The following is a 23,970-nucleotide window of genomic DNA, read 5'->3' as shown; positions in this document are numbered from 1 at the left end:
CGTCGCGTTGATGATGGACAGCGGGTACGGAGCGTCCTCCTGCATCGCCTGCCGTGCAGGATGGGTTCCGGCGAACGGCGCCACTTTGGCGCCATGTCCCACCTTCCAGAACCGACGTTCCCGAGAAAACCCGCCTGACCGTCGTCAGACAGGCCAGGCGTCCTCGAGCGGCTCGAAGGTAATGCTGTTCCGACGCAGGTTCCGATTGTAGTAGGGATCGTTTGCGATCACCTCCGACCACCGGGACAAGAACAGCTCCTTCTCCTTCGGGCTCTGGCTGCTGCGCACGGCCGTCTGGCTCTCGAAGTGATAGAGCTCGGCAAAGGGCGTATAGACAACCCGATACCCCTTGGCCCTCAGTTTCAGGCAATAGTCGGTATCGTTGAAGTCCGTCGCAAACGCGGTGTCGAACCCGCCAACCTCCTTGAACAGCGACAGCTTGGTCGCCATGCAGGCGCCCGTCACCGCCGAATAGTTCCGTATGATATTCGGATAGCCGTTGTAGCCCACCGTGCTTTCGTCATGGCCATGATAGATGTGCGCGGCTGTTTCATTGACGCCCAGCACCATGCCGACATGCTGGAAATGGTTTGTCGGGTAAGTCAGGCGCGCGCCGACGGCGCCGACACCTTCATCCTGGATCAGATCGACCAGCGCCCAGAGCCAATCGCTTGACCGGATTTCCATGTCGTCATTCAGGAGAACGACGAGTTCCGTCGACGCGCTCGTGATCGCGAAATTGGCCTTGTCGGCGAAGTTGAAATTCTTCTGATCGCCTTCATAGGCGACTTCGCGCCCCCCGCTCTCCTGAAGGAGACGGCGCCCCTCCTCGTCGAAGGTGCCGTTGGTGACCATCAGGACCGAGTAGGACGGATAGTCGGTCTTCTCCAGGATCGACTGGAGCAGATGAACCGCCAGGTTGATGCGACCGCGGTGCTCGACGTCCTTGACGGAGTTGTTCGTCGTCATGACGAGGGTCACCGGTGGCGCATTCGTCCGGCTCTTGCAGACGCGGAACAGCCCGAACAACTTGCCGTCGGTCACGAAAGCCTCGGGACCGTATTTGGCCTTGGCATACGCTTCGAGTGCGCGGCGGGCATTGTTCAATGCCGTCGGCTTCGCCGCGACTTCCGCCGCAGCCGAGCCTTCGATGATCCGCCAATGGTAAAGCACCTCGGGGATATGAACGATTTTCCTGTTGCCGAGCGACAGCCTCAGAAGCAGATCGTAGTCCTGAGCGCCCGTATACTCTTCCCGATACCCCTCAAGGTCCACGAAGACGGATTTCCTGACCATGATCATGTGCAAGACGTACATGCACGATTCGAGATGCTCGGGAGACCAGTCCGGCTTGAAATAATGCTCAACGTATTCGTTCGCCGAATTGATCTTGTCTTCGTCGCAATAGAACGCATCTGCATCCGGATTCAGGATCGTCGCTTCCGCATAATGCCTCAGCGCATCCGGGTGAATAGTGTCGTCATTGTCCAGGAAGGCCACGTATTTGCCGGTGGCGATTTCCACGGCGGCATTGGTCGCGCGTGAAATTCCGACGTTGGCGCTCAGATTGCGGATCTTGATCCTTTGATCCTTGCCCCTGAGCTCTTCCAGCAGTTCGATCGTCTCCGGCAACGTCGAGGCATCGTTGCAGAGGCACAGTTCCCAGAACGGATAGGACTGCCCCAGAACCGAGTTCACACACTCGAGAAGATAGCCCCGCTGTATGTTGTAAACGGGAACAATGACACTGATCAGAGGCCAGTCGCGGTCATCGGGAAGGCTCTCGTAATGGCCCAAGGCGCGCGGATGACGCCAGACGTAGCCCTTGCGCCGCTCCAGGTTCAGCAAATTCCTGAAAGCGCTTCGACTTTCGCAAATCCTGGAGATGAAACCGTCCATGATCTCGCCGACGGCGCGACGCGACAATGTGGAGAGGACATCCTCGCGCGCCCGCTCGATACGGCGCTGCACATCGGGTCCTCCCTGCCGCACGGCCTTCATCAGGGACGCGATGTGCTCCCGGTCCGGATCCGCCCAGAGGAAGCCGTGCGGATAGGGTCCCTCGGTCAGATCAACCTCAACCATCTTGCAGTCGATGAGAAACGCGTTGTCGGGCGAGGTGAAGTCGAGCGTCGACGAATAGTTCGTGCAGATGACCGGCTTGCCGACGAGCATCGCCTCGGCGACGTTGAAGCCGAAGCCCTCCGACCGGTGCGGAGAGACGATGCAGTCGACGACAAGTTTCAGCGCGGCGTTTTCCTCGGCACTGAGAACGCTGTCGATGATCAGGATATTCGGAGCCGTCGCCGCTGCCCGCATGGCCTCGATCTTTTCCGGCGCGGCATGCTGGGAATGATACTTGAGAACGAGAACGACCGATGGATCGTCTGCGAACGCCGCCTTGAAGGCATCGATCGCCGCATACGGATTCTTTCGCTCCATGACGCTCGACACATCGAACACACAGAGGAAGACGAATGCGTCCTCGGGGATCGAAAAATGCGAGCGCCCGAAGGTCGTCTCGATGACGTCTTCTTCCACGACGCATGGAACCACACCGAGGGTAACCCCCGGCGGAGCGATCGTCGCGATTGCATCCAAGGAGAACCGGCTCAGAGACCAGATTTCATCGAATGCGGAAAACTGTTCGATCCATTCGTTGCGAAATGATGCAAGTTCCCAGACCCAGATGCCTATTGTGTAGGCATTATCCAGAATGGACTTGTCCACAATGCCGAAGAAATTGTTCAAGGCATCCGCATTGTGATCGACGATAACGATATCCGGATCGATCGTATGCGGCTTGATCTCCATCTTCAGGTGCGGATAGATCGCCGCCGTGGAATCCACGACTTCCAGTTCGATATCGAGCAAGGCCAGCGCCGCCGCGTAGCCCCGGGCTGCGTTGCCAAGACCGCTGGTGGCCGAAACCGGGCCGTAAAACAGAACCCGGGGACGCTCGAGGTCCACGCGCGGGGACCATGGCAGGCGATTGCAGTAGCGGGAAACACCGGTTCCTATGCGGCCTTCCGCCTGCCCATGGCGAAGCCAGTGTTCATAGCCGGACTCGATGTGTCCCGCCTCTACGGCAACCCGGATATCCGGATTTGTAAAAAGATAGCTGCGCTCGTCGAATTGCCGGCCGATCCGGTCGGCCAGAACGGCTGCATCGTCGGACCAAGTCTCTGTCTCTGAATATAAAAGCCTTTCAATATTGGGATACTTTCCGAGATCAATCTGCAACTTCAATGCCTTAACCTCAACCATCTAAACAGAAACGACGACAGTCGCCACCGACTCGCCGGACGATAGCCAGACAATCGCGCAGAGATGTGACAACAAAGGCCACCGCCCGTCTCCGATGCCGGAGACCTTGCTATTGTCCGGCACGTTGGCTCTCGTCGAATTCCGTGCCCCGACCACCTGCGAATGCCTCATTCAGGTCAACAGAATCCGGCAGGTTACCGGATCCGGACCGCGTTCCACCGACCGCAAAATTGCGATGCGGCGGTCTCTCGCTTCTGGTGCAGCAGCCAAGCCCGGCGCCAATGGCAACGCACGGCACGTTGTCCGTACGAGGCCGCAAATCGCCGGCAGGAAAGTCCGTTAACGTCACCGTATCCGCCCCCGTCACCCGAAGTAACCCAACTGGCAAGCACGCTCAATGCCAAAATACCCACATCGATTGAATCTCAGTGACTTGATCGTACGGGCGGGAGCGGACTACAAGGAACTCCATTCTATCAAAATGTCCTGCCGGCTTTCTTCATCACGAGACCTCAAGGCGATTGTCGATCAAATGTTTCCAGGCAGATTGACTGGGTTTCCGCCCTTGAATTCTCTTGGAAACACTCCGCTCCTCCCCAAACCGGCATCTGACGAAAGGGCCACCAGCATATGAGCAAGACCGCGTTGGTAACCGGAATAACAGGTCAGGATGGCGCCTATTTGTCGGCTCTGCTGCTTGAAAAGGGGTACAAGGTCGTCGGTGTCGTCCGCCGTTCCTCACATGGGGGCATCCACGACCACCGCATGCGCTGGCTGGGCATCGAAAAGGACGTCGAACTCGTCGACGGCAATCTGCTCGACCTTTCCGGGCTCATTCGAATCGTAACGGCCGCCAAGCCCGACGAGGTCTATAATCTCGCCGCGCAGTCCTTTGTCGCCACCTCGTGGAACCAGCCGATCCTGACGGGCAACGTGACCGGACTTGGCGTGGTGAACGTGCTTGAGGCCATTCGCATTGCGTCCCCCGGGAGCCGCTTCTACCAGGCGTCCTCCTCGGAAATGTTCGGCAAGATCCAACACGAAAAACAGAGCGAGAAGACGCCCTTCTACCCGAGGTCGCCTTACGCGGTCGCCAAACTCTACGGTCACTGGTCGACGGTGAACTATCGCGAGAGCTTCGGGATGCACGCCTCGTCGGGCATTCTGTTCAATCATGAAAGCCCGCTGCGCGGCCTGGAGTTCGTCACCCGCAAGGTCACCGACGGCGCGGCGCGCATCAAGCTGGGACTGGCGAAGGAACTGAGGCTCGGCAACATCGATGCGACGCGGGACTGGGGTCACGCGCGCGACTATGTCAGGGCCATGTGGCTGATGCTGCAGCAGGATCAGCCTGACGACTATGTCGTGGCGACAGGGCGCACCACCTCGGTGCGGGACATGTGCAAGATTGCCTTCGACCATCTCGGCCTCACCCTGGACGATCACCTCGTAATCGATCCCGCCTTCTATCGCCCGGCCGAAGTCGATGTGCTGCTCGGCGATGCGACAAAGGCAGCCACCAAACTGGGGTGGACGCCGGAAGTCAGTCTCGAAGAGATGATCTGCGAAATGGTCGATGCGGATCTCGATCGATTGCGCAAATGACAGGTTCGTCGGGAATGGCCGGGCAGGATCGGAAATGCGTTTTGCTGACCGGCGGCACGGGCTTCGTCGGCAGACGTCTCGCGCCCAGGCTCGCCAGACTCTATCCGGACCACGACCTCAAGGTGCTGACCCGATCCGCTGACGAGCCCGCTCTGGACGGCTGGGAGATGATCCCGGCCGACCTTGCGGACCCGGCATCCATTCTCGACCTTGTCGCATCCTGCAGGCCGTCGACCGTGGTGCATCTGGCGGCGCAGGCGTCGGTCGGCAAAGCGCTCGGGGGAAGCGCCGAGGCGACATGGACGGTCAACCTCCTCGGCAGTTTCAATCTCGCGCGCGCCCTCGCCTCGCATTCCCCCGCCTGCACCTTGCTCTTCAGTTCGACAGGCGAGGTCTATGGGCACAGCTTCACGAGCGGCCCGGCCCGCGAGACCAGCCCGGCCGCTCCAATGAACACCTACGCGCTCACCAAGCTCGCGGCCGAGCGCGTCTTTTTCGACCTCCTGCCCCCATCGGCGACGATTGTCATCGCCCGGGCGTTCAATCACTCGGGGGCCGGACAGGACGACCGCTTCGTCCTTCCCTCTTTCGCCAATCAGGTCGCACGTGCGGAAGCGGGCCTGACCCCTCCTGTGGTGAAGGTCGGAAATCTGGAGGCGAAGCGTGATTTTCTCCACGTGGACGACGTTGTCGACGCCTATGTCCAATTGCTGACGGCCGCTCCCACTTTGCAGCCGCAGACGATCGTCAACGTGGCTTCCGGCACGACCTGGCCGGTCCGGGCGATGCTTGACCGGCTGCTGGCCCTTGCGTCCATCCCGATCTCCGTCGAGCAGGATCCGGCGCGCATGCGCCCCTCCGACATTCCTGAAGCGGCGGCGGACATTTCCCGCATCAAATCTTTGATTGACTGGGCACCGCGACGGCCGATCGACCAGATACTGGCCGAACTGCTCGACTGGCAGCGCAGGCAGGTCGGCCCGTCGTCGATCTGACAGGCGCCCTGGGCAGGGGCAGCCGATTTATCGGCGGCCTGCTCCTCTCGCAGATTTTTCGTTTCCCTCCAAAGCTCTAACACAATCGGCATTCTTCCAACCGGAAGAGTCGACATCCTCGCCTTGCCGTCAATACAACTTTAGAGTCAAAAATATCAGATTTTTGATCTATGATTGCTTTTCTTCCTTAGGGGTCGATATGATTTCCATTATGCAATCTATCAGTCTATCGCTCTCAGCTAGGCTTGACCGCCGCTGCCGCAAAAGCAGGAATATGCGCATTGGTATCGTCGGCAACTGTCAGGTGCATGGCTATGCCCAGTGCTTTGAAGCTATGTCAGGAGAAGTTCAGGCTTTTCCAGCCCAGCTCGGCCTGAACAGTCTCAAAAGTATCGATAGCTGTGACCTAATTCTAGTTCAAACGGAGTTCTTTGAGAGATTAATAAGTCGCAGAGACCTATTCTTCAATAAACTTCGCCATAAAGTGAGACAGATACCGACGCTTTACTTCCCCGGATTTCACCCGGACATCACATATGCGGAGACGGAAGGACGATTTATCCAGTCTCCCATGAGTGACTACAATTCAAGCATCATTTTATACGGATGGATTAATGGATTCTCAGCAAAGAAAATCGAAGCCCTCTTCAATCACTCCGTCTTTGAGCGTCTGGGGTTTTACGACTACTACGATCAATCCATAGAACGCCTGCGCGAAGACAGCGGTCCATGCAATATCAATCTCGATACCTTGCTACCCGCATGGAAAAAGCACGGCATATTCTTTCATTCGATCAACCATCCCAAGATTTATGTCCTGTCATCCATCGCATCCGAGATCCTGAGATCAAATGGCGTTCGGATCGACTGCGACCAGCCTGAAGACTTCCTCTACGACAACCTCGCGGAGAATGCGTCCTGGCCCCTTTACCCGGAGATTGGCTATCGCCTCGGCGTTAAAGGTAGCTATGCATACAAGTTGCCGGCACCTTCAGATGGAATCGGGAAGGTCGTCCGCTTCCTGAACTTGCCTGAATTCATTGAGGCTTCCTTGGAGTCTTATTCCAGCCTCGACCCAGCGAAGGTCGACATCCATCGATTCAGGCATAAGCGAGAGAATTACATCGGTATCGAAGACATTCGTCCAACTTCGGACGCTCCCGCAAACCCGTATTTAAGGTTGCCGGCCAGTTCATTCTGGCGCAAAGGCGTCGAACGCTGCCGATACGATGAAGTCGATCCAGTTGTCCATCCGAAGTTTTCGATTGCCCGGCAAGATCAGATTGCCACGTCCGGAAGTTGCTTTGCCCAGCACATCGCCAAGAGGCTCGTCGACGAAAATTACAACTTTCTGGTGACCGAGACCGCTCCAATCACCCTCGATCGAGCCGAAGCCAACCGCAGGCATTTTGGGCTGTTCAGCGCTCGGTACGGAAATATCTATACGGCAAGACAACTCCTGCAACTCATTGATCGCGCGTATGGGCGATTCAAGCCGGTTGATCGAGCATGGATGAGGCGTGATGGTCGTTTCATCGACCCTTTCCGACCACAGATTGAGCCCGATGGCTACTTGACCGAAGACGATGTCGCCAAAGACCGGGAAAGACACTTGGCCTGCGTGCGGGATATGTTTGAGGAATGCGATCTTTTCGTCTTCACACTTGGTCTCACCGAAGGCTGGATGTCCTCGGCGGATGGCTCAATGTTGCCTGTCGCGCCGGGAACCATCGCAACCAAGGCCAACGGCAGCGGTTATCATTTCGTCAACTTCAGCACCGATCAAATCAGCACCGATCTACATTCGGTCGTTAGAAGACTCAAAGCATTGAACCCGAACATACGGATTCTCTTCACCGTCTCTCCCGTACCCCTCGTAGCAACCTATGAAGATTCGCATGTGCTGACATCGACAGTATATAGCAAGTCTTCGCTTCGAGCGGCTGCAAATGACGTTTGCTCCAACTATGATTTCGTCGATTATTTCCCATCCTACGAAATCATAACCGGACCCCATGCAAGAGGCACATACTTCGAGCAAGATCTTCGTTCGGTGACGCCGGAGGGCGTTGCCCATGTCATGCGAGTGTTTGCCGCTCACTATCTCGGCCGGAACGCATCGAAGCCCCTGGATATGGTCGTGAACGAGAGCGCAAACTCCGCAGAATTGAGGCAAGGCGCGACGATCCTTTGTGACGAGGAGCTTCTGGACCAACGTTGATATGAGCCATCAATGAAGTGTCGTTGAGGCAAGGGCGGTTGCCCTCGTCGTGATCGTAACGAGCTATGAGCCGAGCGGGGCCCATTCAGGCCTGAAACAGCAGCTTCACATAGGACCGCATCAACATGATCTGGCCCGTGAGCACGGTGGTGTCGCGAAGAGCCTTGGACATCACGATGCCGCCTTCGACCGTGTTGTTGACCATGTCGGCGAGAATATCGAGGTCGACAGGTTCGCGCGGCTCGTAGCGTTCGGCAATCTCGTCCAGCATGGCGCGAAACCGCGCGCGCCAGGCCAGCACGGCGGCGGTGTACCGATCGCGGACATCCCTGTCGAAGAGCCGCTCGTTGTAGCAATAGGTCGCCACCAGACAGCCCGGGTGGCCGTTCGGCAGGTCCTCCATGAGTTCGGCCAGGAGCTTCAATCCGATGAGGAAGGCGTGCAACGGGTCGTCGCTCAGTTCCCTTGCCCGAGCGAAAAGGTCGTCCAGAAGAGCGTCCTCCCGCTCCACGTAGCGATCGAGCAGGGCCAGAGCGAGGGCGTTCTTGTCGGCGAAATGATAGAAGAAGCCGCTCTTCGACAGCCCCGTCTCGGCGATCAGTTCGTCGATCGAGGTCGCCCCGAAGCCTTTTTCAAGGATCGAGGCCTCCGCGACGTCCATCAGCTTTTCGCGCGTCGTCTCTCCCTTGCGCATCGCATCATCCCCTTACTGCACCATGAGTACGGTTTTGCCGGCTCTCTCCTGGCGACCTCCCGGCCGCGCATCCTAACTACCTGAATTTCAAACCGCAAAATCGACCTATGGCCTGTACCATGAGGCGTCTATCGGCCAGATGAGCCTTCGATCTATACCATTTTCATCCAATTAAAGGATGGAACCCATGACATTTGCACCCTATCGACATCATCTGCCGCAATTGAGCGGCCAACAATTTCTGACCGACGGCGGCCTTGAAACGACTCTCGTCTTTCACGACGGATTCGACCTGCCGCATTTTGCCGCCTTCGACCTGATGCGGACCGCCGAGGGACGGGCTCATCTCAAGGACTACTATCGCCGCTACGCGCGCCTCGCGCAGGATTTCGGCGTCGGGCTGATCATCGAAACGCCGACATGGCGGGCCCAGCCCGGCTGGGGAGCGAGGATCGGCTACAATCCCGTGGCGCTCGAAGCGATCAACCGGGAATGCATCGAGCTTGGCCGCGAGATCCGCGCGGAGTTCGAGACGCCGCAAACCCCCTATGTGATCAGCGGCAATCTCGGTCCGCGCGGCGACGGCTATCAGGTCGGCACGGCCATGTCGGCTGCCGAGGCGGAGGACTATCACGCTTGGCAGATCGGCATCTTCGCGGACGCGGGCGCCGACATGGTGGCGCTGCTGACGGCGACCTATGTGGAGGAGGCCATCGGTGTCGCGCGCGCGGCGAAGGTCGCGGGCCTGCCATGTGCCATCTCCTTCACGCTGGAAACGGATGGACGGCTGCCCTCCGGCCAGCCCCTGAAGGAGGCCATCCTCCAGGCCGACGGCGAGACCGGCGAAGCGCCGGCCTACTACATGATCAACTGCGCCCATCCGACGCATTTCCAGGACGTTCTGGCCAGCGATGCGCCGTGGCTGGAGCGCATCCGCGGCATCCGGGCCAATGCCTCGCGCATGAGCCATGCCGAACTCGACAACTCCGAAACGCTTGACGAAGGCGACCCGCGGGAGCTTGGCGGCCAATATGGCGATCTCCTCGAACGGCTGCCCGGTCTTTCGGTCTTCGGCGGATGCTGCGGCACGGATCACCGGCATGTCGAAGCGATCGGCTTTGCCTGCATCGGGGAGCCGCGCGGCCGGCCGGCGGAGGCGCGCCATGCTTGACGCGTCGCAGGTCATGCGTCCGGCGACCAAGGCCGACGCAGCGGACATGGCCCGGCTCATCAATATCGCGGGCGAGGGCATGCCGTATGTCTTCTGGCGCGACATGGCGGAGTCGGGCGTTGATCCGTGGGAGGTTGGCCGCACGAGAGCGATGAGGGACGAAGGTTCCTTCTCGTGGACCAATGCCACGGTCACCGAATCCGGCGGGCGGATCGCAGCCCTGCTCCTCTCTTACCCCGTTCCGGAGGCCGCCGAACCGGTCGATACGACCGGGATGCCGCCCGTCTTCGTTCCGCTGCAGGAGCTTGAGAACCTCGTTCCCGGCTCCTTCTACGTGAACGTGCTCGCGACCTATGCGGATTTCCGCGGCCGCGGTCTTGGTGCGCGGCTTCTGGCGCATGCGGACACTCTGGCTGGCGGACAGGACATGAGCATCATCGTCTCCGACGGCAACAGGGGCGCCATGCGCCTCTACGAGCGGCACGGCTATCATGCCATTGCCGAGCGCCCGCTGGTCAGCCCCGAGGGCTGGAGCTGTCCCGGAAGCCGCTGGGTGCTGATGGTGAAGCGTTCGCTGGCCGGCCGAACCGGTCAGCGGCTGGCCTGAACCGCTCGAATGTGCCGGCGGCAAGACAAATTGCAGTCCGGAACCGAAGAATACGCCGTCCGCAACCCGGGCGGCGTATTCCATTCGCCCTTTGGAGACACCATCTCACACGTATAAAGCAACCCGATGGCAGCCATCTTGCGGCTCTTCGCCATTGGAGAGATGATGACGGGGCAGCGCGGAAGACGCCATACGGATTTCGCCTGCAGGTCTGCCCCCTCCTTGAGGCGGAACCTCAGGGACCGGTGGCCGGCGAAAGGGAAGAATGACAATGACAAACGACCAGCAACGTCTCCTGCGCCTTCTTGCACGCTTCGTCTCGGCTGTCGGGATCGTGGCCGTGATGGTGGGGGTCGCGCTCGAGGCGGATTTCTGACGAAACTCCGGCAGCGGGCGACCTACTGAGAGACAGCGCCGCTCGTGTCGGCCTCAAGCCGCAAGGCAGCCTTCATGAGCGCGCGGGTGTAGTCCGTCGTCGGGGCGTCGAAGATGTCGCGCGCCGGGCCCGCCTCGACCACCTTGCCAGCGCGCATGACGATCACCTCGCCGGCCAACGCCCTGACGACGCGCAGGTCGTGGCTGACGAACATGTAGGCAAGGCCGTGCTTCTTCTGCAGGTCGCGCAGGAGATCGACGACCTGCGCCTGCACGCTCATGTCGAGGGCCGAGGTCGGCTCGTCCAGCATCAGCACCTTCGGTTCCAGCACCATGGCGCGGGCAATGGCGATGCGCTGGCGCTGCCCGCCCGAAAATTCGTGCGGGTAGCGGTGACGGCTTTCCGGGTCGAGCCCGACTTCCAGCAAGGCCTGGACAACACGCGCCTCGCGATCGGATTTCGAAAGATGCCGGGCGTGGATTTCGAGGCCTTCCGCGATAATGTCGGCGATCGACAGCCGCGGGCTCAGGGCACCGTAGGGGTCCTGAAAGACGATCTGCAGGTGACGGCGCAACGGGCGCATGTCGCCGGCCCTGAAGCCTGAGATCTCCTTGCCCATATAGACAATTCGGCCTTCAGATGAGATCAGCCGGAGCATCGCGAGCCCAAGCGTCGTCTTGCCCGAGCCGGATTCGCCGATGATGCCGAGCGTCTGGCCGGCCCGGAGCGTGGCGGAAACGCCATCGACCGCCTTCACATAACCGACGGTCTTGCGCATGAAGCCGCGCCGGATCGGGAACCAGACCTTGAGGTCGCTCGTCTCCATCACCGTCTCGGCCGAGGTATCGAGCGGCGGCGGCTCGCCCTTCGGCGCGGCGGCCAGCAGCTTCCTCGTATACTCGTGCCTGGGATCGGCGAAGACGGCCTTCGTCTTGCCGGCCTCGACGATCTTGCCGCCGGTCATCACCGCGACGTCGTCGGAGAAATGCTCCACGATGCCGAGGTCGTGGGTGATGAACAGGATCGCCATGCCCATGCGGGCCTGGATATCCTTGAGGAGCTTCAGAATCTGGGCCTGTACCGTCACATCAAGCGCCGTCGTCGGCTCGTCGGCGATCAAGAGGTCGGGCTCGTTGGCGAGCGCCATGGCGATCATCACGCGCTGGCGCTGGCCGCCGGAGAGCTGATGCGGATAGCTCGACAGCCGCTCCTCGGCATCGCGGATGCCGACCTCGGTCAGGAGTTCCAGCGTGCGCCGGCGCGCGTCGACCTTGCCCATGCCCCGGTGGAGCATCAGGATCTCGCCGATCTGCCGCTCGATGGTATGAACCGGATTGAGCGAGGTCATCGGCTCCTGGAAGACCATGGTGATCTCGTTACCGCGGACGCGTCGCATCTCGTCGCTGGAGGCGGTGAGGATGTCCCTGCCCTTGAAGCGGATGCGGCCTGAGGGGTGGTTCGCCGAATCCGCCAGCAGACGGACGACGGAGAGCGCCGTCACGGACTTGCCCGAGCCCGACTCCCCGACAATCGCCAGCGTGCGGCCCTTTTCCAGCGTGAAGGACACGCCATCGACCGCAACCGTCGCCGGTGCGTCGCCGCGCGTGAAGTGGACGGAGAGATCCTCAACGATGAGAAGCGGGTCGCTCAACGGGGGCCTCTAGCGGAATGTCTTGCGCGGGTCGAAGGCGTCACGCACCGCCTCGCCGACGAAGATGAGAAGGGAGAGCATCACCGCAATCACCACGAAACCGGAGATACCGAGCCAGGGCGCCTGAAGATTGTTCTTGCCCTGAAGCAGCAGTTCGCCCAGCGAGGCGGAGCCCGGCGGCAGGCCGAAGCCGAGGAAATCGAGCGAGGTCAGCGTCGTCACCGAGCCGTTGAGGATGAAGGGCATGAAGGTCAGCGTCGCGACCATGGCGTTCGGCAGCACGTGGCGGCGCATGATGGTGAAATTGCCGACGCCGAGGGCGCGGGCGGCGCGGACATATTCGAAATTGCGGGCACGCAGGAATTCCGCCCGCACCACGCCGACGAGCCGCGTCCAGGAGAAGAGCAGCAGGATGCCGAGCAGGAGCCAGAAGCTCGGCACGAAGATCGAGGCGATGATAAGCAGGATGTAGAGTTCGGGCAGCGAGGTCCAGATCTCGATGAGGCGCTGGAAAACCAGGTCCGTCCAGCCGCCGAAATAGCCCTGCACCGCACCGGCCGCGACGCCGACGATCGAGGAGAAGATCGTTAGCAGGAAGCCGAAGAGCACGGAGACGCGGAAGCCGTAGACGACGCGCGCGACGACGTCGCGACCCTGATCGTCGGTGCCGAGCCAGTTCCAGTTGCCGATCACGCAGTTGCGGTCGCCCGCACCGTCCGGATAGCGCTGGCAGCGGGTTTCCTCGTCCAGCGTCCAGGTCGGCGGCGAGGGCGCCGGCAGCGGCATGTCGCGGTTGATGGTGTTGTAGGAATAGCGGATCGGCGGCCAGAGCATCCAGCCGTTGGCCTCGATCTCCTCCTGGTTATAGGGGTCGCGGAAGTCCGTGACCGCCAGGAAGCCGCCGAATGTTTCCTCCGGATAGTCGACGAGGATCGGAGCCAGCAGTTCGCCCTTGTACATGACCAGGATCGGGCGGTCGTTGCACAGGACCTCGGCGAAGAGCGAGAGAATGAAAAGAACGCCGAAGAGCCAGAGCGAGACGTAGCCGCGCCGGTTGGCCTTGAAATTGGCCCAGCGGCGCTGATTGAGCGGCGAAAGGCGGGAAGTCTTTTCCGCCACCGGTGCTGCAAGGTCCGCGCTCGCCATCCTCAAAGCTCCCGGCTCTCGAAGTCGATGCGCGGATCGATCCAGGTGTAGGTGAGATCGGAGAGCAGGCCGATGACAAGGCCCATCAGCGAGAAGATGTAGAGCGTTGCGAAGACGACCGGATAGTCGCGGTTGACGACGGATTCAAAGCCGAGCAGGCCCAGACCGTCGAGCGAGAAGATGGTCTCGATCAGCAGCGAGCCGGTGAAGAAAGACGAGATGAAGGCGCCGGGAAAGGCCGAGATCACCAGCATCATCGCGTTGCGGAAGACATGACCGTAGAGCACCTTGTGCTCGGACAGGCCCTTCATCCGCGCCGTCATCACATATTGCTTGTTGATCTCGTCGAGGAAGGAATTCTTCGTCAGCAGCGTGTTGGTGGCAAAGGCCGAGAGCACCATGGCCGTCATCGGCAGGGCAAGGTGCCAGAAATAGTCGACGATGCGATCCGGCCAGGAGAGGCTCGACCAGTTGTCGGAGACAAGGCCCCGCAGCGGAAACCAGTCGAAGAAGGACCCACCGGCGAAGAGCACGATCAGCAGAACGGCGAAAAGGAAGCTCGGGATCGCGTAACCGACCGCGATCACGGCGGAGGTCCAGACATCGAAGCGCGAGCCGTCGCGCACCGCCTTGGCAATGCCGAGCGGGATGGAGATCGCATAGGAAATCAGGGTCAGCCACACGCCGAGCGAAATCGAGACCGGCAGCTTTTCCTTGATGAGGTCGATCACCGAGATGTCGCGGAAATAGCTGTGGCCGAAATCGAAGACCAGATAGTTCTTCAGCATCAGGAAGAAGCGTTCGAGCGGCGGCTTGTCGAAGCCGAACTGCTTTTCCAACTCCGCGATGAAGCGCGGGTCCAGCCCCTGCGCGCCGCGATACTTGGAATTGACCGCCTCGCCGCCCGCGCCGCCGGCCTGGTCGAAGGAGGCCTGGTCGCCGCCTCCCCCGCCGGAGATGCGGCTCAGCGCGTCGGTATTCTGGCCCTGCAGCTTGGCGATCACCTGCTCGACCGGCCCGCCCGGCGCGAATTGCACCACGGCAAAGGTCAGCGCCATGATGCCGAAAATGGTCGGGATCATCAGGAGGATGCGGCGAAGGATATAGGCGCCCATGCTGTCCCGGTTCGCGTCAGGTGTCTGGTGGCTACGTCATCCGAATATGGTTAACGAATGGTGAGCAGCGCTTGTGGCAGAGTGCTCAAATCCCCTTGCCGAGCTTCTGCGCCTTGTCCTTGTTCAGCCACCAGATGTCGAGCAGTCCGACGCCATACGGCGGCAGCGTTTCGGGATGCTCGTAGACATCCCAGTAGGCGAGCTTGTGCGTGCCGCTGTACCAGTGCGGCACCCAGGGATAGATGGCGCGCAGGACCCGGTCGAGCGCGCGGCAGGCGTTGACGAAGTCGGGCCGGGTCTTTGCCGCGATGATCGTCCCGATCAGTGAATCGACGCCCTTGTTGCGGATGCCGGCAAGATTGCGCGAGCCTTGCTGATCGGCCGCCTCCGAGCCGAAGATCAGCTTGAAATAATTGTCCGGGTAGACCGGCATCGAGGAACGGAACGGCGTCATGTCGAACTCGAAGTCACGCACGCGGGCATTTGCCTGCGCGGCATCGACCAGACGGAAGTTCGCGGGAATGCCGATGAGCTTCAGCGTGCTGAAGTAGCTGCCTACGATCGGCTCGAAGACATTGTCGTCGTCGAGGATTTCGAAGGTCAGCGGCTCGCCGCCGGGCAAGAGCCAACGGTCGCCCTCACGCGTGCAGCCGGCCTTTTTCAGGAGGTCCTGCACCGCGCGCAGCACCTTGCGATCGCGCCCGGACCCGTCCGTGACGGGCGGCAGGATCGCCGGCCCGAAGGCCTCTGGCGGGATCTCGGCCTTCAGCGGCTCCAGCAGGGCGAGTTCTTCGGGCGAGGGCTCGCCGGTCGCCTTCATGTCCGAATTTTCAAAGAAGGACGTCGTCCGCTTGTAAGTATCGTACATCAGGTTGGCGTTGGCCCATTCGAAATCGAAGGCCATCGCCAGCGCCTGACGCACCAGTGGATTCTGGAACTTCGGCCGGCGCATGTTCATGAACCAGCCCTGCGCGCCGGACGGCGAGCCGTCAGGCACGATGTCGCGCACGACCTCGCCATTCTTGAAGGCAGGGAAATCATAGGCCGTCGCCCAGGATTTCGAGGAGTGGTCCTCGCGGAAGGTGGTGGTGCCCTTCTTCAGCGCCTCGAAGGCGGTGTTGCGGTCGCGGAAGAACTCGTAGCGCACGATGTCGAAGTTGGTCGAGCCGATCATCGTCGGGTGGTTGACGGCCCAGTAGTCCTTGACGCGCTCGAAGCGGATCGTGCGGCCGAAGGTGAAATCCTTGACCTTGTAGGGGCCGGAGCCGAGCGGCGGCTCCGACAAGGTCGCCTTGAAGTCGCGCCCCTTCCACCAGGCGGCAGAGAAGATCGGCACGCCGCCGGCCACGGTGAGCGGGATGCTGCCAGGCGTTCCCTCGGCATAGACGATGCGCAGGGTGCGGTCGTCCTCGGCCACCGCTTCCTCGACGTGCTGCAATTGCAGCGCGATCGAAGGATGTCCGTCCGTCTTCAGCGTCTCGATGGAGAAGATCACGTCCGCGGCGGTCAGCGGCGAGCCGTCGTGGAACGTTGCCGCCTTGTTGAGGAAGAAGCGATAGGTGCGCCCGTCGCCGGACACCTCGACCTCCTCGGCAACGAAGCCGTAGAGATTGTCGATGGTGTCGAGGGTGCCACCCATCAGGCTGGCGAAGGTCAGCGACATGCCATAGGCGCCGTCGCCCTGCAGCACATAGGAATTGAGCGTGTTGAAGGTGGACGGGTTCTGGTTATAGGCCCAGCTTGCGACCTGCGTCGCCACCTCGCCGCCCTTGGGCGCGTCCGGGTTCACATAGTCGAAGCGCGCAAAACCGGCCGGGTACTTGAGGTCGCCGAAGAAGGAGAGGCCATGCCCGCGCCCCTCGCCGGCCTGGACGGGCTTTGCCGGCAGGATGCCGAATCCCGCCGCGCCGGCCAGAACGGCCGCCCCGCGCAGGAAGCCGCGCCGATCGCAGGCGATCCCGCCGTCGCTCAGTCGTCCCGAGAGGAGGGCTTCCAGTGACTTTCCTTGCGACGTTTCGCCGGCCATATGCGCGCCTTTCGACTTTCCGAGTTCATTTCTTCGATCCGAAAACCGAAGACGGACGATGTCAAGTCAAACCGGGGTCCTTGAGGCAGACACGTCCGTGCCGGATGGCAAAGGCCCGGCTCGGACGCTTCACTCGGCCTGGGCCGGGATCAGACTACCGCCCGCTTCCGCCTCGATGTCATCCAGCGGCTTGTCGAGCATCGCCGCCTCGAAGGCCTTGAGGCGCTTGTAGATCGAAATCAGTTCGACGATCGTCGTCCAGGAGTTGACGAGGAACTGGAAGGAATTCGTCACGCGGCCGAAGGCGCGGCTGATCTGCTGCAGGACACCGAGGGTGATCGTGCCGGAAATGATCGTCGGGCCGAGGATGACATAGGCGAAGATCGCATCCGTCTGCAGGTAGGCGTAACGGACGACGTTGAAATAGAGATAGTTGAAGTAGAGCCGGAAATAATTGTGCCGGACGTTGTCGAAGAGGCCATGCAGGGTCGGCGGCTGGGCCCGCTCCTTGTGATCCTCGCCCAGAACCAGTTCCTTGCGGTAGGCCGCCTCGACGCGCTGGTTGCGGAATTCCAGCCCAGGCAGCTTCATGCCGGCCACCGCCAGAAGCGCCGTGCCGACGGCAGCCCAGACGATCGCCACGAAGACGAGGCTGTCCGGCACCTCGCCGATCAGCGGCAGTTCCGTCACATGCTTGGACAGCACCCAGAGGATCGGCAGGAAGGCGATCAGCGTCATCACCGTGTCGATGATACGCGTACCGAGCCCCTCGACCGTGGAGGCAAAGCGCATGGTGTCTTCCTGCACGCGCTGCGAGGCACCCTCGATGTGGCGCAGGCGCGGCCAGTGCTCGGTGTAATATTCCGTCATCGCCGTGCGCCAGCGGAAGACATAGTGGCTGACGAAGAAGAGATTGATGACCGCCACCGTGACGGCGATCGAGGCGATGGAGAAGAAGGTCCAGATGCCCCACCAGAAATCGGCAGGCTGAATGGAGTTCGGCGCCGACAGCGCCTTCTGGACGAGATCGTAGAAGGTGCCGAACCACGCGTTGATCATCACGTCGACCTGGACCTGGAACCAGATGACGAAGACGATCAGGACCGAGCCGAGCACCGACCAGCGCGACCATTTGTGCGGCGCGTAGGTCATCCAGAAAATGCAGAAGGCCGAAATGCAGACGGCGATATATTCGTAGAAGAAGAAATTGACCGCGCTCTGGGTCGCCGCCGCATGGGCCGCTTTCGCGGCGTCATCGGCGTCGACGGCGAAATCGGCCGGGAACCCGTAGCCGAAGACCCCACCGAAGCTCAGGTAGTGCGCCAGCGATTCGCCCAGCGTGAACCAGACGATCACGCACAGGAGCGAGAAGAGAGCGAAAGAGGAAAAGAACAGCTTCGGGCGCGGAAAGAAGCAATGAAACAAGGCGTCATCCCATGATTGTGCGGGGACCGGTCACGTCAAACCGGCCTCACGGCAGCCAAGCCGCCGAAGCCGCCAAGGCGCGGATCCGCGTGCATTCCGACATTCACCTATAGGGAAATCGGATTGCGGCCACAATGCGCCAAGTTGGGCCGGCCGCTCACAGCCTCGTCAGCGGCCTGTGAGCGGGCGAAAGATCATTGCACGACTATCGGCAGATCAACCGATCGACGGCAGGTCGAGCCCCTGCTTCTTCGCCCAGTCGACGGCGATGTCGTAGCCCGCGTCGGCATGGCGCATGACGCCTGTGGCCGGATCGTTCCAGAGCACGCGGGCGATGCGGGTTGATGCCTCGGGCGTCCCGTCGCAGCAGATGACCATGCCGGAATGCTGCGAAAAGCCCATGCCGACGCCGCCACCGTGATGGAGCGAGACCCAGGTCGCGCCCGAGGCGCAGTTGAGGAGGGCATTGAGCAGCGGCCAGTCGGACACTGCGTCCGAGCCGTCGCGCATCGCCTCGGTCTCGCGGTTGGGCGAGGCGACCGAGCCACTGTCCAGATGATCGCGGCCGATGACGACCGGAGCCTCCAGCTCGCCGCGCGCGACCATTTCATTGAAGGCAAGGCCCAGGCGATGCCTGTCACCGAGGCCGACCCAGCAGATGCGCGCCGGGAGCCCCTGGAAGGAAATGCGGCTTGAAGCCATGTCGAGCCAGCGATGGAGATGGGGATCGTCGGGGATCAGTTCCTTCACCTTGGCGTCGGTCTTGGCGATATCGTCCGGATTGCCGGAGAGGGCCGCCCAGCGAAAGGGCCCGACACCGCGGCAGAAGAGCGGGCGGATATAGGCCGGCACGAAGCCCGGGAAATCGAAGGCGTTGGCGACGCCCTCCTCCTTGGCCATCTGGCGGATGTTGTTGCCATAGTCGAAGGTCGGGATGCCTGCCGCGTGGAAGGCGAGCATCGCGGTCACATGTTTCGCCATCGAGGTCTTGGCCGCCTTGACGGTTCCGGCCGGATCGGAGACGGCGCGGGCCTTGTACTCGTCCCAGGTCCAGCCTTCGGGCAGATAGCCGTTGAGCGGATCGTGGGCCGAGGTCTGGTCGGTGACCATGTCCGGCCTGACGCCGCGCCTGACCAATTCTGGCAGGATTTCGGCCGCATTGCCGAGCAGCGCGATGGAGGTCGCCTTGCCGGCCTTCACTGCCGCGTCGATCATCGCCAGCGCCTCGTCGAGATCGCGCGCCTGGACGTCGACGTAGCGGGTGCGCAAGCGGAAATCGATGCGGCTCTGCTGGCATTCGATGTTGAGGCTGGCGGCACCGGCCATGGAGGCGGCAAGCGGCTGGGCGCCGCCCATGCCGCCGAGACCGGCGGTGAGGACCCACTTGCCGGCAAGATTGCCGCCATAATGCTGGCGCCCCGCCTCGACGAAGGTCTCGTAGGTGCCCTGAACGATGCCCTGGCTGCCGATGTAGATCCACGAACCGGCGGTCATCTGGCCGTACATGGCAAGGCCGAGCTTGTCGAGGTGGTTGAAGTGCTCCCAGGTGGCCCAGTGCGGCACGAGGTTGGAATTGGCGATCAGGACGCGCGGCGCATCACCGTGAGTGCGGAAAACGCCGACGGGCTTGCCGGACTGGACGAGAAGCGTCTCGTCGCCCTCGAGGCGCTTCAGCGTCTCGGTGATGCGGTCGAAGGCGTTCCAGTCTCGCGCCGCACGACCGATGCCGCCGTAGACGACGAGTTCCTTCGGGTTCTCGGCAACGTCCGGATCGAGGTTGTTCATCAGCATGCGCAGCGGCGCTTCGGTCAGCCAGCTTTTGGCATTGAGCGTCGTCCCGCGCGGGGCCCGGATTTCGATATCGCGATAGCGGCTGTTGCTGAGCATGGCGGCCTCGATAAGTTGGCTATACAACTTTTGCCTTAATACGGGATCTCGACGGTGAAGGCAATGGGTTGATTCCGAGTCTTTCAGGCCGCAGCGATGGAAGCGCGGCAAGGTTCGCCGCCACGGTCGGCACTGCGCGTCGGCCACCCTCGCACCGTCCTCTCCATCGTCATTCCCGCGCAGGCGGGAACCCAATCATAGTGCGGCAGGGGAAGGCGGCAATGGTTGAACGGGGCTCCGCTCCGTCTTCCAGCTCTTCTGTTCGTCGGGCTGCCAATGGGTTCCCGCCTGCGCGGGAATGACGACGGAGAGGGGCGCGAAAGAGTGCCCCCCCCTTACCCCCCCGACCCACCGGAAAAATGCCCCTCCAGCCGATACCGGCTCCCCGGATAGAGAAGCCTTGCGACGGAGACGATGCGCGGGCCGGCGAAGGTGCGCCTGTGGACGAGAAGGCAGGGCTCGGAGCGGGCAACGGCGAGCAGCCGGCTTTCCCAGGGCTGCGGCAGCACCGCCTCGACGATATGTTCGGCGCGGCTCAGGGGCGCGACTTCTGACAGGTAAGCATTGGGCGTCACACTGGAGAAATCCTGCTCGAGATAATCGGGAGCGGAGGCGGGGACGACATGGCGATCCTCGATCTGGACCGGGACATCGTTCTCGAAGTGAACCAGCAGCGAGTGGAACACGGGCGCGCCGATGTCCAACTCCATGCGATCGGCGATGTCCGGCGTTGCCGGCACCTCGGCGAGCGAGACCACATCGGCGCGATGATCGTGGCCGCGGGCGGCGATCTCGGAGGCGATGTTGCGCACCTCGAAGAGCGCGGAGTGACCCTTGCGATCGGCGACGAAGGAGCCCGCGCCCTTCACCCGGACGATCAATCCGTCCGCCGCAAGTTCCTTGAGCGCCCGGTTGGCGGTCATGCGCGAGACGCCGAAGTCCGCGACCAGTTCGTTCTCGGACGGCACGCGCGCGCCCGGCGCCCATTCGCCCTTCTCGATCCGCGCCCGGATGGAGCGCTTGAGGCCGAGATAGATCGGTTCCGGCGCGGCGGCGGCTCTTTCCGGCGCCTCATTTTGCCCGGACAGCAGTCGGGGATCCATCGTCACGAAGCCTCTTGCATGTCGGCGCGGAATGCGTCAACTTGACTATACAACATTGCCAGAGACAGGCCTTCATGTCCATAGCAACGAGCCGCACCCTGCACGCCGCCCGCGCCCTTCTGCCCGAAGGCTGGCGCGAGAATGTCCGCTTCGGCTTCGGCGCTGACGGGTTGATCGCGTCCGTCGAGACCGACGTGCCCGTGGCGGCCGGCGACGAGATCGCGAACGGCCCGGTGATCCCGGCGATGGTCGATCTTCATTCGCACGCCTTCCAGCGGGCCATGGCGGGGCTTGCGGAGGTCTCGGGTCCCGGCGAGGACACATTCTGGACCTGGCGCGAGGAAATGTACCGCACGGTCGGCCTCCTCAGCCCCGAGGATGTGGAGGCGGTCGCGGCCAAGCTCTATGTGGAGATGCTGAAGTCGGGCTTCGGCGCGGTCTGCGAATTCCACTACGTGCACAACGACCGCGACGGCACGCCCTATGCCGACCGCGCGGAGCTTGCCGCGCGTATCCTTGCCGCCAAAGAGACGAGCGGCATCGGCCTGACGCTCATCCCCGTCTTCTATGCCCATGGCAATTTCGGCGGCGCCGCGCCCAATCCGGGCCAACGCCGCTTTCTCAATGACGTTGACGGCTTCCTCAAGCTGATAGACGCCTCCCGCGATCTTGCCAGCAAGTCCGGCGCCCATTTCGGCACCTCGATCCATTCGCTGCGCGCGGCAACGCCCGACGAGATGAACGCGGTCCTTGCCGCCGCCGGCGACGGGCCGATCCACATCCATGTCGCCGAACAGCAGAAGGAAGTCGACGACTGCCTTGCCTGGTCCGGCCGCCGGCCAATCGACTGGCTGATGGATGAGATGCCGGTGGACGAGCGCTGGTGCCTCATCCACGCCACCCATCACACGGACGGCGAACTCAGGAAGATGGCCGCGAGCGGCGCGGTCGTCGGCCTTTGCCCGACCACCGAATCGAGCCTCGGCGACGGCATCTTTTCCGGCGAGGCATTCCTGAGGCTCGGCGGCCGCTTCGGCGTCGGCACGGACAGCCATGTCTCGACCAGCCCGTCGGAGGAGTTGCGCACGCTGGAATACAGCCAGCGCCTGCGCGACCAGAAGCGTGTCCGGCTTGCCGGCGGGCCGAACCGCTCCAATGGCCGGCACCTCTTCGACACGGCGCTCAAGGGCGGCGCACAGGCTGCGGGCTGGGCCTCGCACGGCCTCCAGGCCGGGGCACCGGCCTCGCTGGTTGTCCTCGACGGCTCCCATGCCTTCATCACCGCCGCGAAGGACGATGCCATCCTCGACCGCTGGATCTTCTCGCTCGGCGACAGGGCCGTGCGCGACGTGATGGCTGAGGGCCACTGGCGTATCCGCGACGGTCGCCATGCGGATGACGAGGCGATTGACGCGGCCTTCAGGGCCGCGATCCTGAGACTCCAAGGATAAGCTTGATGAAGACGCTCTGGACCAACGGCAAGATCGCGACGCTGAACCCGGCCCTCGGCGGTATCGGCCTCATCGAGGACGGGGCTCTTCTTGCCGAGAACGGGCGCATCGCCTGGGTTGGGCCGGCGAGCGAAACTTCGGCTGTCGGCTCCGACTGCAAGACGATCGACCTTGAAGGCCGGCTGGTCACGCCGGGCCTCATCGACTGCCACACCCATATCGTCCACGGCGGCAACCGCGCGCACGAATTCGAGCTTCGGCTTGCCGGCGCATCCTATGAGGAAGTCGCGCGGGCGGGCGGCGGCATCGTTTCGACGGTGAAGGCGACACGCGGGGCGAGCGAGGACGATCTTGTCGCCTCGGCCCTGAAGCGGCTCGACACGCTGCTGTCCGAAGGCGTCACCACCATCGAGGTGAAATCCGGCTACGGCCTCGACCTTGAGAGCGAGGCCAAGATGCTGCGGGCCGCGCGCCGGCTTGGCAAGGAGCGCGCCGTGACGGTCAGGACCTCCTGCCTTGCCGCCCATGCGTTGCCGCCGGACTACAAGGACGACCGCGCCGGGTATCTCGACCTTGTGGTCGACGAGATCCTGCCGAAGATCGCCGCTGAAGGGCTTGCCGATGCGGTGGACGCCTTCATGGAAGGCATCGCCTTTGATGGCGTGGAGACGGCCCGCGTCTTCGAAAAGGCGAAGGCTCTCGGCCTGCCGGTCAAGCTTCACGCCGACCAGTTGTCCAATCTTCATGGCGCAGCGCTCGCGGCCCGCTTCGGGGCGCTGTCCGCTGACCATCTCGAATATACCGACGAGGCGGGTGCGGCGGCGATGGCGAAGGCGGGCACGGTCGCGGTGCTGCTGCCGGGCGCCTATTACACCATTCGCGAAACGCAGGCGCCGCCGGTTGCCGCCTTCCGCGCGCAGGGTGTGAAGATGGCGATCGCGACCGACTGCAACCCCGGCACCTCGCCGCTGACCTCGCTGCTTCTCACCATGAACATGAGCGCGACGCTGTTCCGCCTGACGGTCGACGAGATCATCGCCGGCGTCACGCGCGAGGCGGCGCGGGCCCTCGGGCTGCAGGACGAGACCGGAACGCTGGAGGCCGGCAAACGCTGCGACCTTGCGATCTGGGACGTCGAGCGCGCCGCCGAACTCGTCTACCGCATCGGCTTCAATCCGCTGCACGCCCGCGTCCATGGCGGCAAGCCCGCCTGAACGGCTGCGCCCATCT

The 23,970-nt window shown here is 62.2% G+C and carries 16 protein-coding genes; 7 read left to right on the top strand and 9 right to left on the bottom strand.

Annotated elements, in window-relative coordinates; all coding sequences use genetic code 11:
- Positions 1-144 precede the first annotated feature (144 nt).
- Entirely contained in the window at positions 145-3,249 is a 3,105-nt protein-coding gene (locus tag HDIA_RS00745; protein ID WP_162292593.1) for a glycosyltransferase, read from the bottom strand.
- A gap of 648 nt (positions 3,250-3,897) precedes the next feature.
- On the opposite strand from HDIA_RS00745, the gene gmd reads away from it, so the two are divergent.
- From gmd to HDIA_RS00730, 3 genes are all read left to right on the top strand, one after another.
- Positions 3,898-4,872 carry a GDP-mannose 4,6-dehydratase gene (gmd, locus tag HDIA_RS00740; RefSeq protein WP_099553464.1) on the top strand — a complete coding sequence of 325 codons (975 nt, stop codon included), beginning with the start codon at positions 3,898-3,900 and terminating at the stop codon, positions 4,870-4,872.
- The gene (locus HDIA_RS00735; protein ID WP_099553462.1) at positions 4,869-5,867 is read left to right on the top strand and encodes an NAD-dependent epimerase/dehydratase family protein; all 999 of its coding nucleotides are present in this window, start codon (positions 4,869-4,871) and stop codon (positions 5,865-5,867) included. The genes gmd and HDIA_RS00735 overlap by 4 nt, the downstream gene beginning before the upstream one ends.
- Before the next feature lie 274 nt (positions 5,868-6,141).
- Positions 6,142-8,088: a GSCFA domain-containing protein gene (locus tag HDIA_RS00730; RefSeq protein ID WP_157775112.1), complete on the top strand. Its 1,947-nt coding sequence runs from the start codon at positions 6,142-6,144 to the stop codon at positions 8,086-8,088.
- A gap of 85 nt (positions 8,089-8,173) precedes the next feature.
- On the opposite strand, the gene HDIA_RS00725 is transcribed toward HDIA_RS00730, so the two are convergent.
- Positions 8,174-8,782, bottom strand: coding sequence for a TetR/AcrR family transcriptional regulator (locus HDIA_RS00725; RefSeq protein WP_099553458.1), 609 nt, complete (start codon positions 8,780-8,782; stop codon positions 8,174-8,176).
- A 187-nt stretch (positions 8,783-8,969) separates the two neighbouring features.
- On the opposite strand from HDIA_RS00725, the gene HDIA_RS00720 reads away from it, so the two are divergent.
- Entirely contained in the window at positions 8,970-9,953 is a 984-nt protein-coding gene (locus tag HDIA_RS00720) for a homocysteine S-methyltransferase family protein (protein WP_099553457.1), read from the top strand.
- Positions 9,946-10,560, top strand: coding sequence for a GNAT family N-acetyltransferase (locus HDIA_RS00715; protein ID WP_157775109.1), 615 nt, complete (start codon positions 9,946-9,948; stop codon positions 10,558-10,560). The genes HDIA_RS00720 and HDIA_RS00715 overlap by 8 nt, the downstream gene beginning before the upstream one ends.
- Before the next feature lie 398 nt (positions 10,561-10,958).
- Here the strand turns inward: HDIA_RS00715 and HDIA_RS00710 are convergent, their stop codons facing one another.
- The 7 genes from HDIA_RS00710 to hutC form a co-directional block, all read right to left on the bottom strand.
- Positions 10,959-12,587: an ABC transporter ATP-binding protein gene (locus HDIA_RS00710; protein ID WP_099553453.1), complete on the bottom strand. Its 1,629-nt coding sequence runs from the start codon at positions 12,585-12,587 to the stop codon at positions 10,959-10,961.
- A gap of 9 nt (positions 12,588-12,596) precedes the next feature.
- Entirely contained in the window at positions 12,597-13,733 is a 1,137-nt protein-coding gene (locus HDIA_RS00705; RefSeq protein ID WP_099553452.1) for an ABC transporter permease, read from the bottom strand.
- 2 nt (positions 13,734-13,735) lie between these two features.
- Positions 13,736-14,848 (bottom strand): microcin C ABC transporter permease YejB, encoded by a 1,113-nt coding sequence (locus HDIA_RS00700; RefSeq protein WP_099553450.1) that lies wholly within the window; start codon positions 14,846-14,848, stop codon positions 13,736-13,738.
- An 85-nt stretch (positions 14,849-14,933) separates the two neighbouring features.
- Positions 14,934-16,874: an extracellular solute-binding protein gene (locus tag HDIA_RS00695; protein WP_245884087.1), complete on the bottom strand. Its 1,941-nt coding sequence runs from the start codon at positions 16,872-16,874 to the stop codon at positions 14,934-14,936.
- A 129-nt stretch (positions 16,875-17,003) separates the two neighbouring features.
- Entirely contained in the window at positions 17,004-18,299 is a 1,296-nt protein-coding gene (sbmA, locus tag HDIA_RS00690) for a peptide antibiotic transporter SbmA (RefSeq protein ID WP_099553448.1), read from the bottom strand.
- Positions 18,300-18,515: 216 nt separating this feature from the next.
- Positions 18,516-20,186 (bottom strand): urocanate hydratase, encoded by a 1,671-nt coding sequence (hutU, locus tag HDIA_RS00685; RefSeq protein ID WP_099553446.1) that lies wholly within the window; start codon positions 20,184-20,186, stop codon positions 18,516-18,518.
- A gap of 335 nt (positions 20,187-20,521) precedes the next feature.
- On the bottom strand, positions 20,522-21,289 hold the full coding sequence (gene hutC, locus HDIA_RS00680; protein WP_099553444.1) for a histidine utilization transcriptional repressor HutC: 768 nt from the start codon (positions 21,287-21,289) through the stop codon (positions 20,522-20,524).
- A gap of 74 nt (positions 21,290-21,363) precedes the next feature.
- Here hutC and hutF point away from each other — a divergent pair, with 74 nt between their 5' ends.
- Both hutF and hutI read left to right on the top strand, forming a co-directional pair.
- Positions 21,364-22,740 (top strand): formimidoylglutamate deiminase, encoded by a 1,377-nt coding sequence (gene hutF / locus HDIA_RS00675; RefSeq protein ID WP_099553443.1) that lies wholly within the window; start codon positions 21,364-21,366, stop codon positions 22,738-22,740.
- A gap of 5 nt (positions 22,741-22,745) precedes the next feature.
- The gene (gene hutI / locus HDIA_RS00670; protein WP_099553441.1) at positions 22,746-23,954 is read left to right on the top strand and encodes an imidazolonepropionase; all 1,209 of its coding nucleotides are present in this window, start codon (positions 22,746-22,748) and stop codon (positions 23,952-23,954) included.
- Positions 23,955-23,970 lie beyond the last annotated feature (16 nt).

This window comes from Hartmannibacter diazotrophicus (assembly GCF_900231165.1).
Classification (GTDB): domain Bacteria; phylum Pseudomonadota; class Alphaproteobacteria; order Rhizobiales; family Pleomorphomonadaceae; genus Hartmannibacter; species Hartmannibacter diazotrophicus.
The sequence above is the reverse complement of the archived record's forward strand: the minus strand, read 5'-3'. Positions and strand labels throughout refer to the sequence as shown.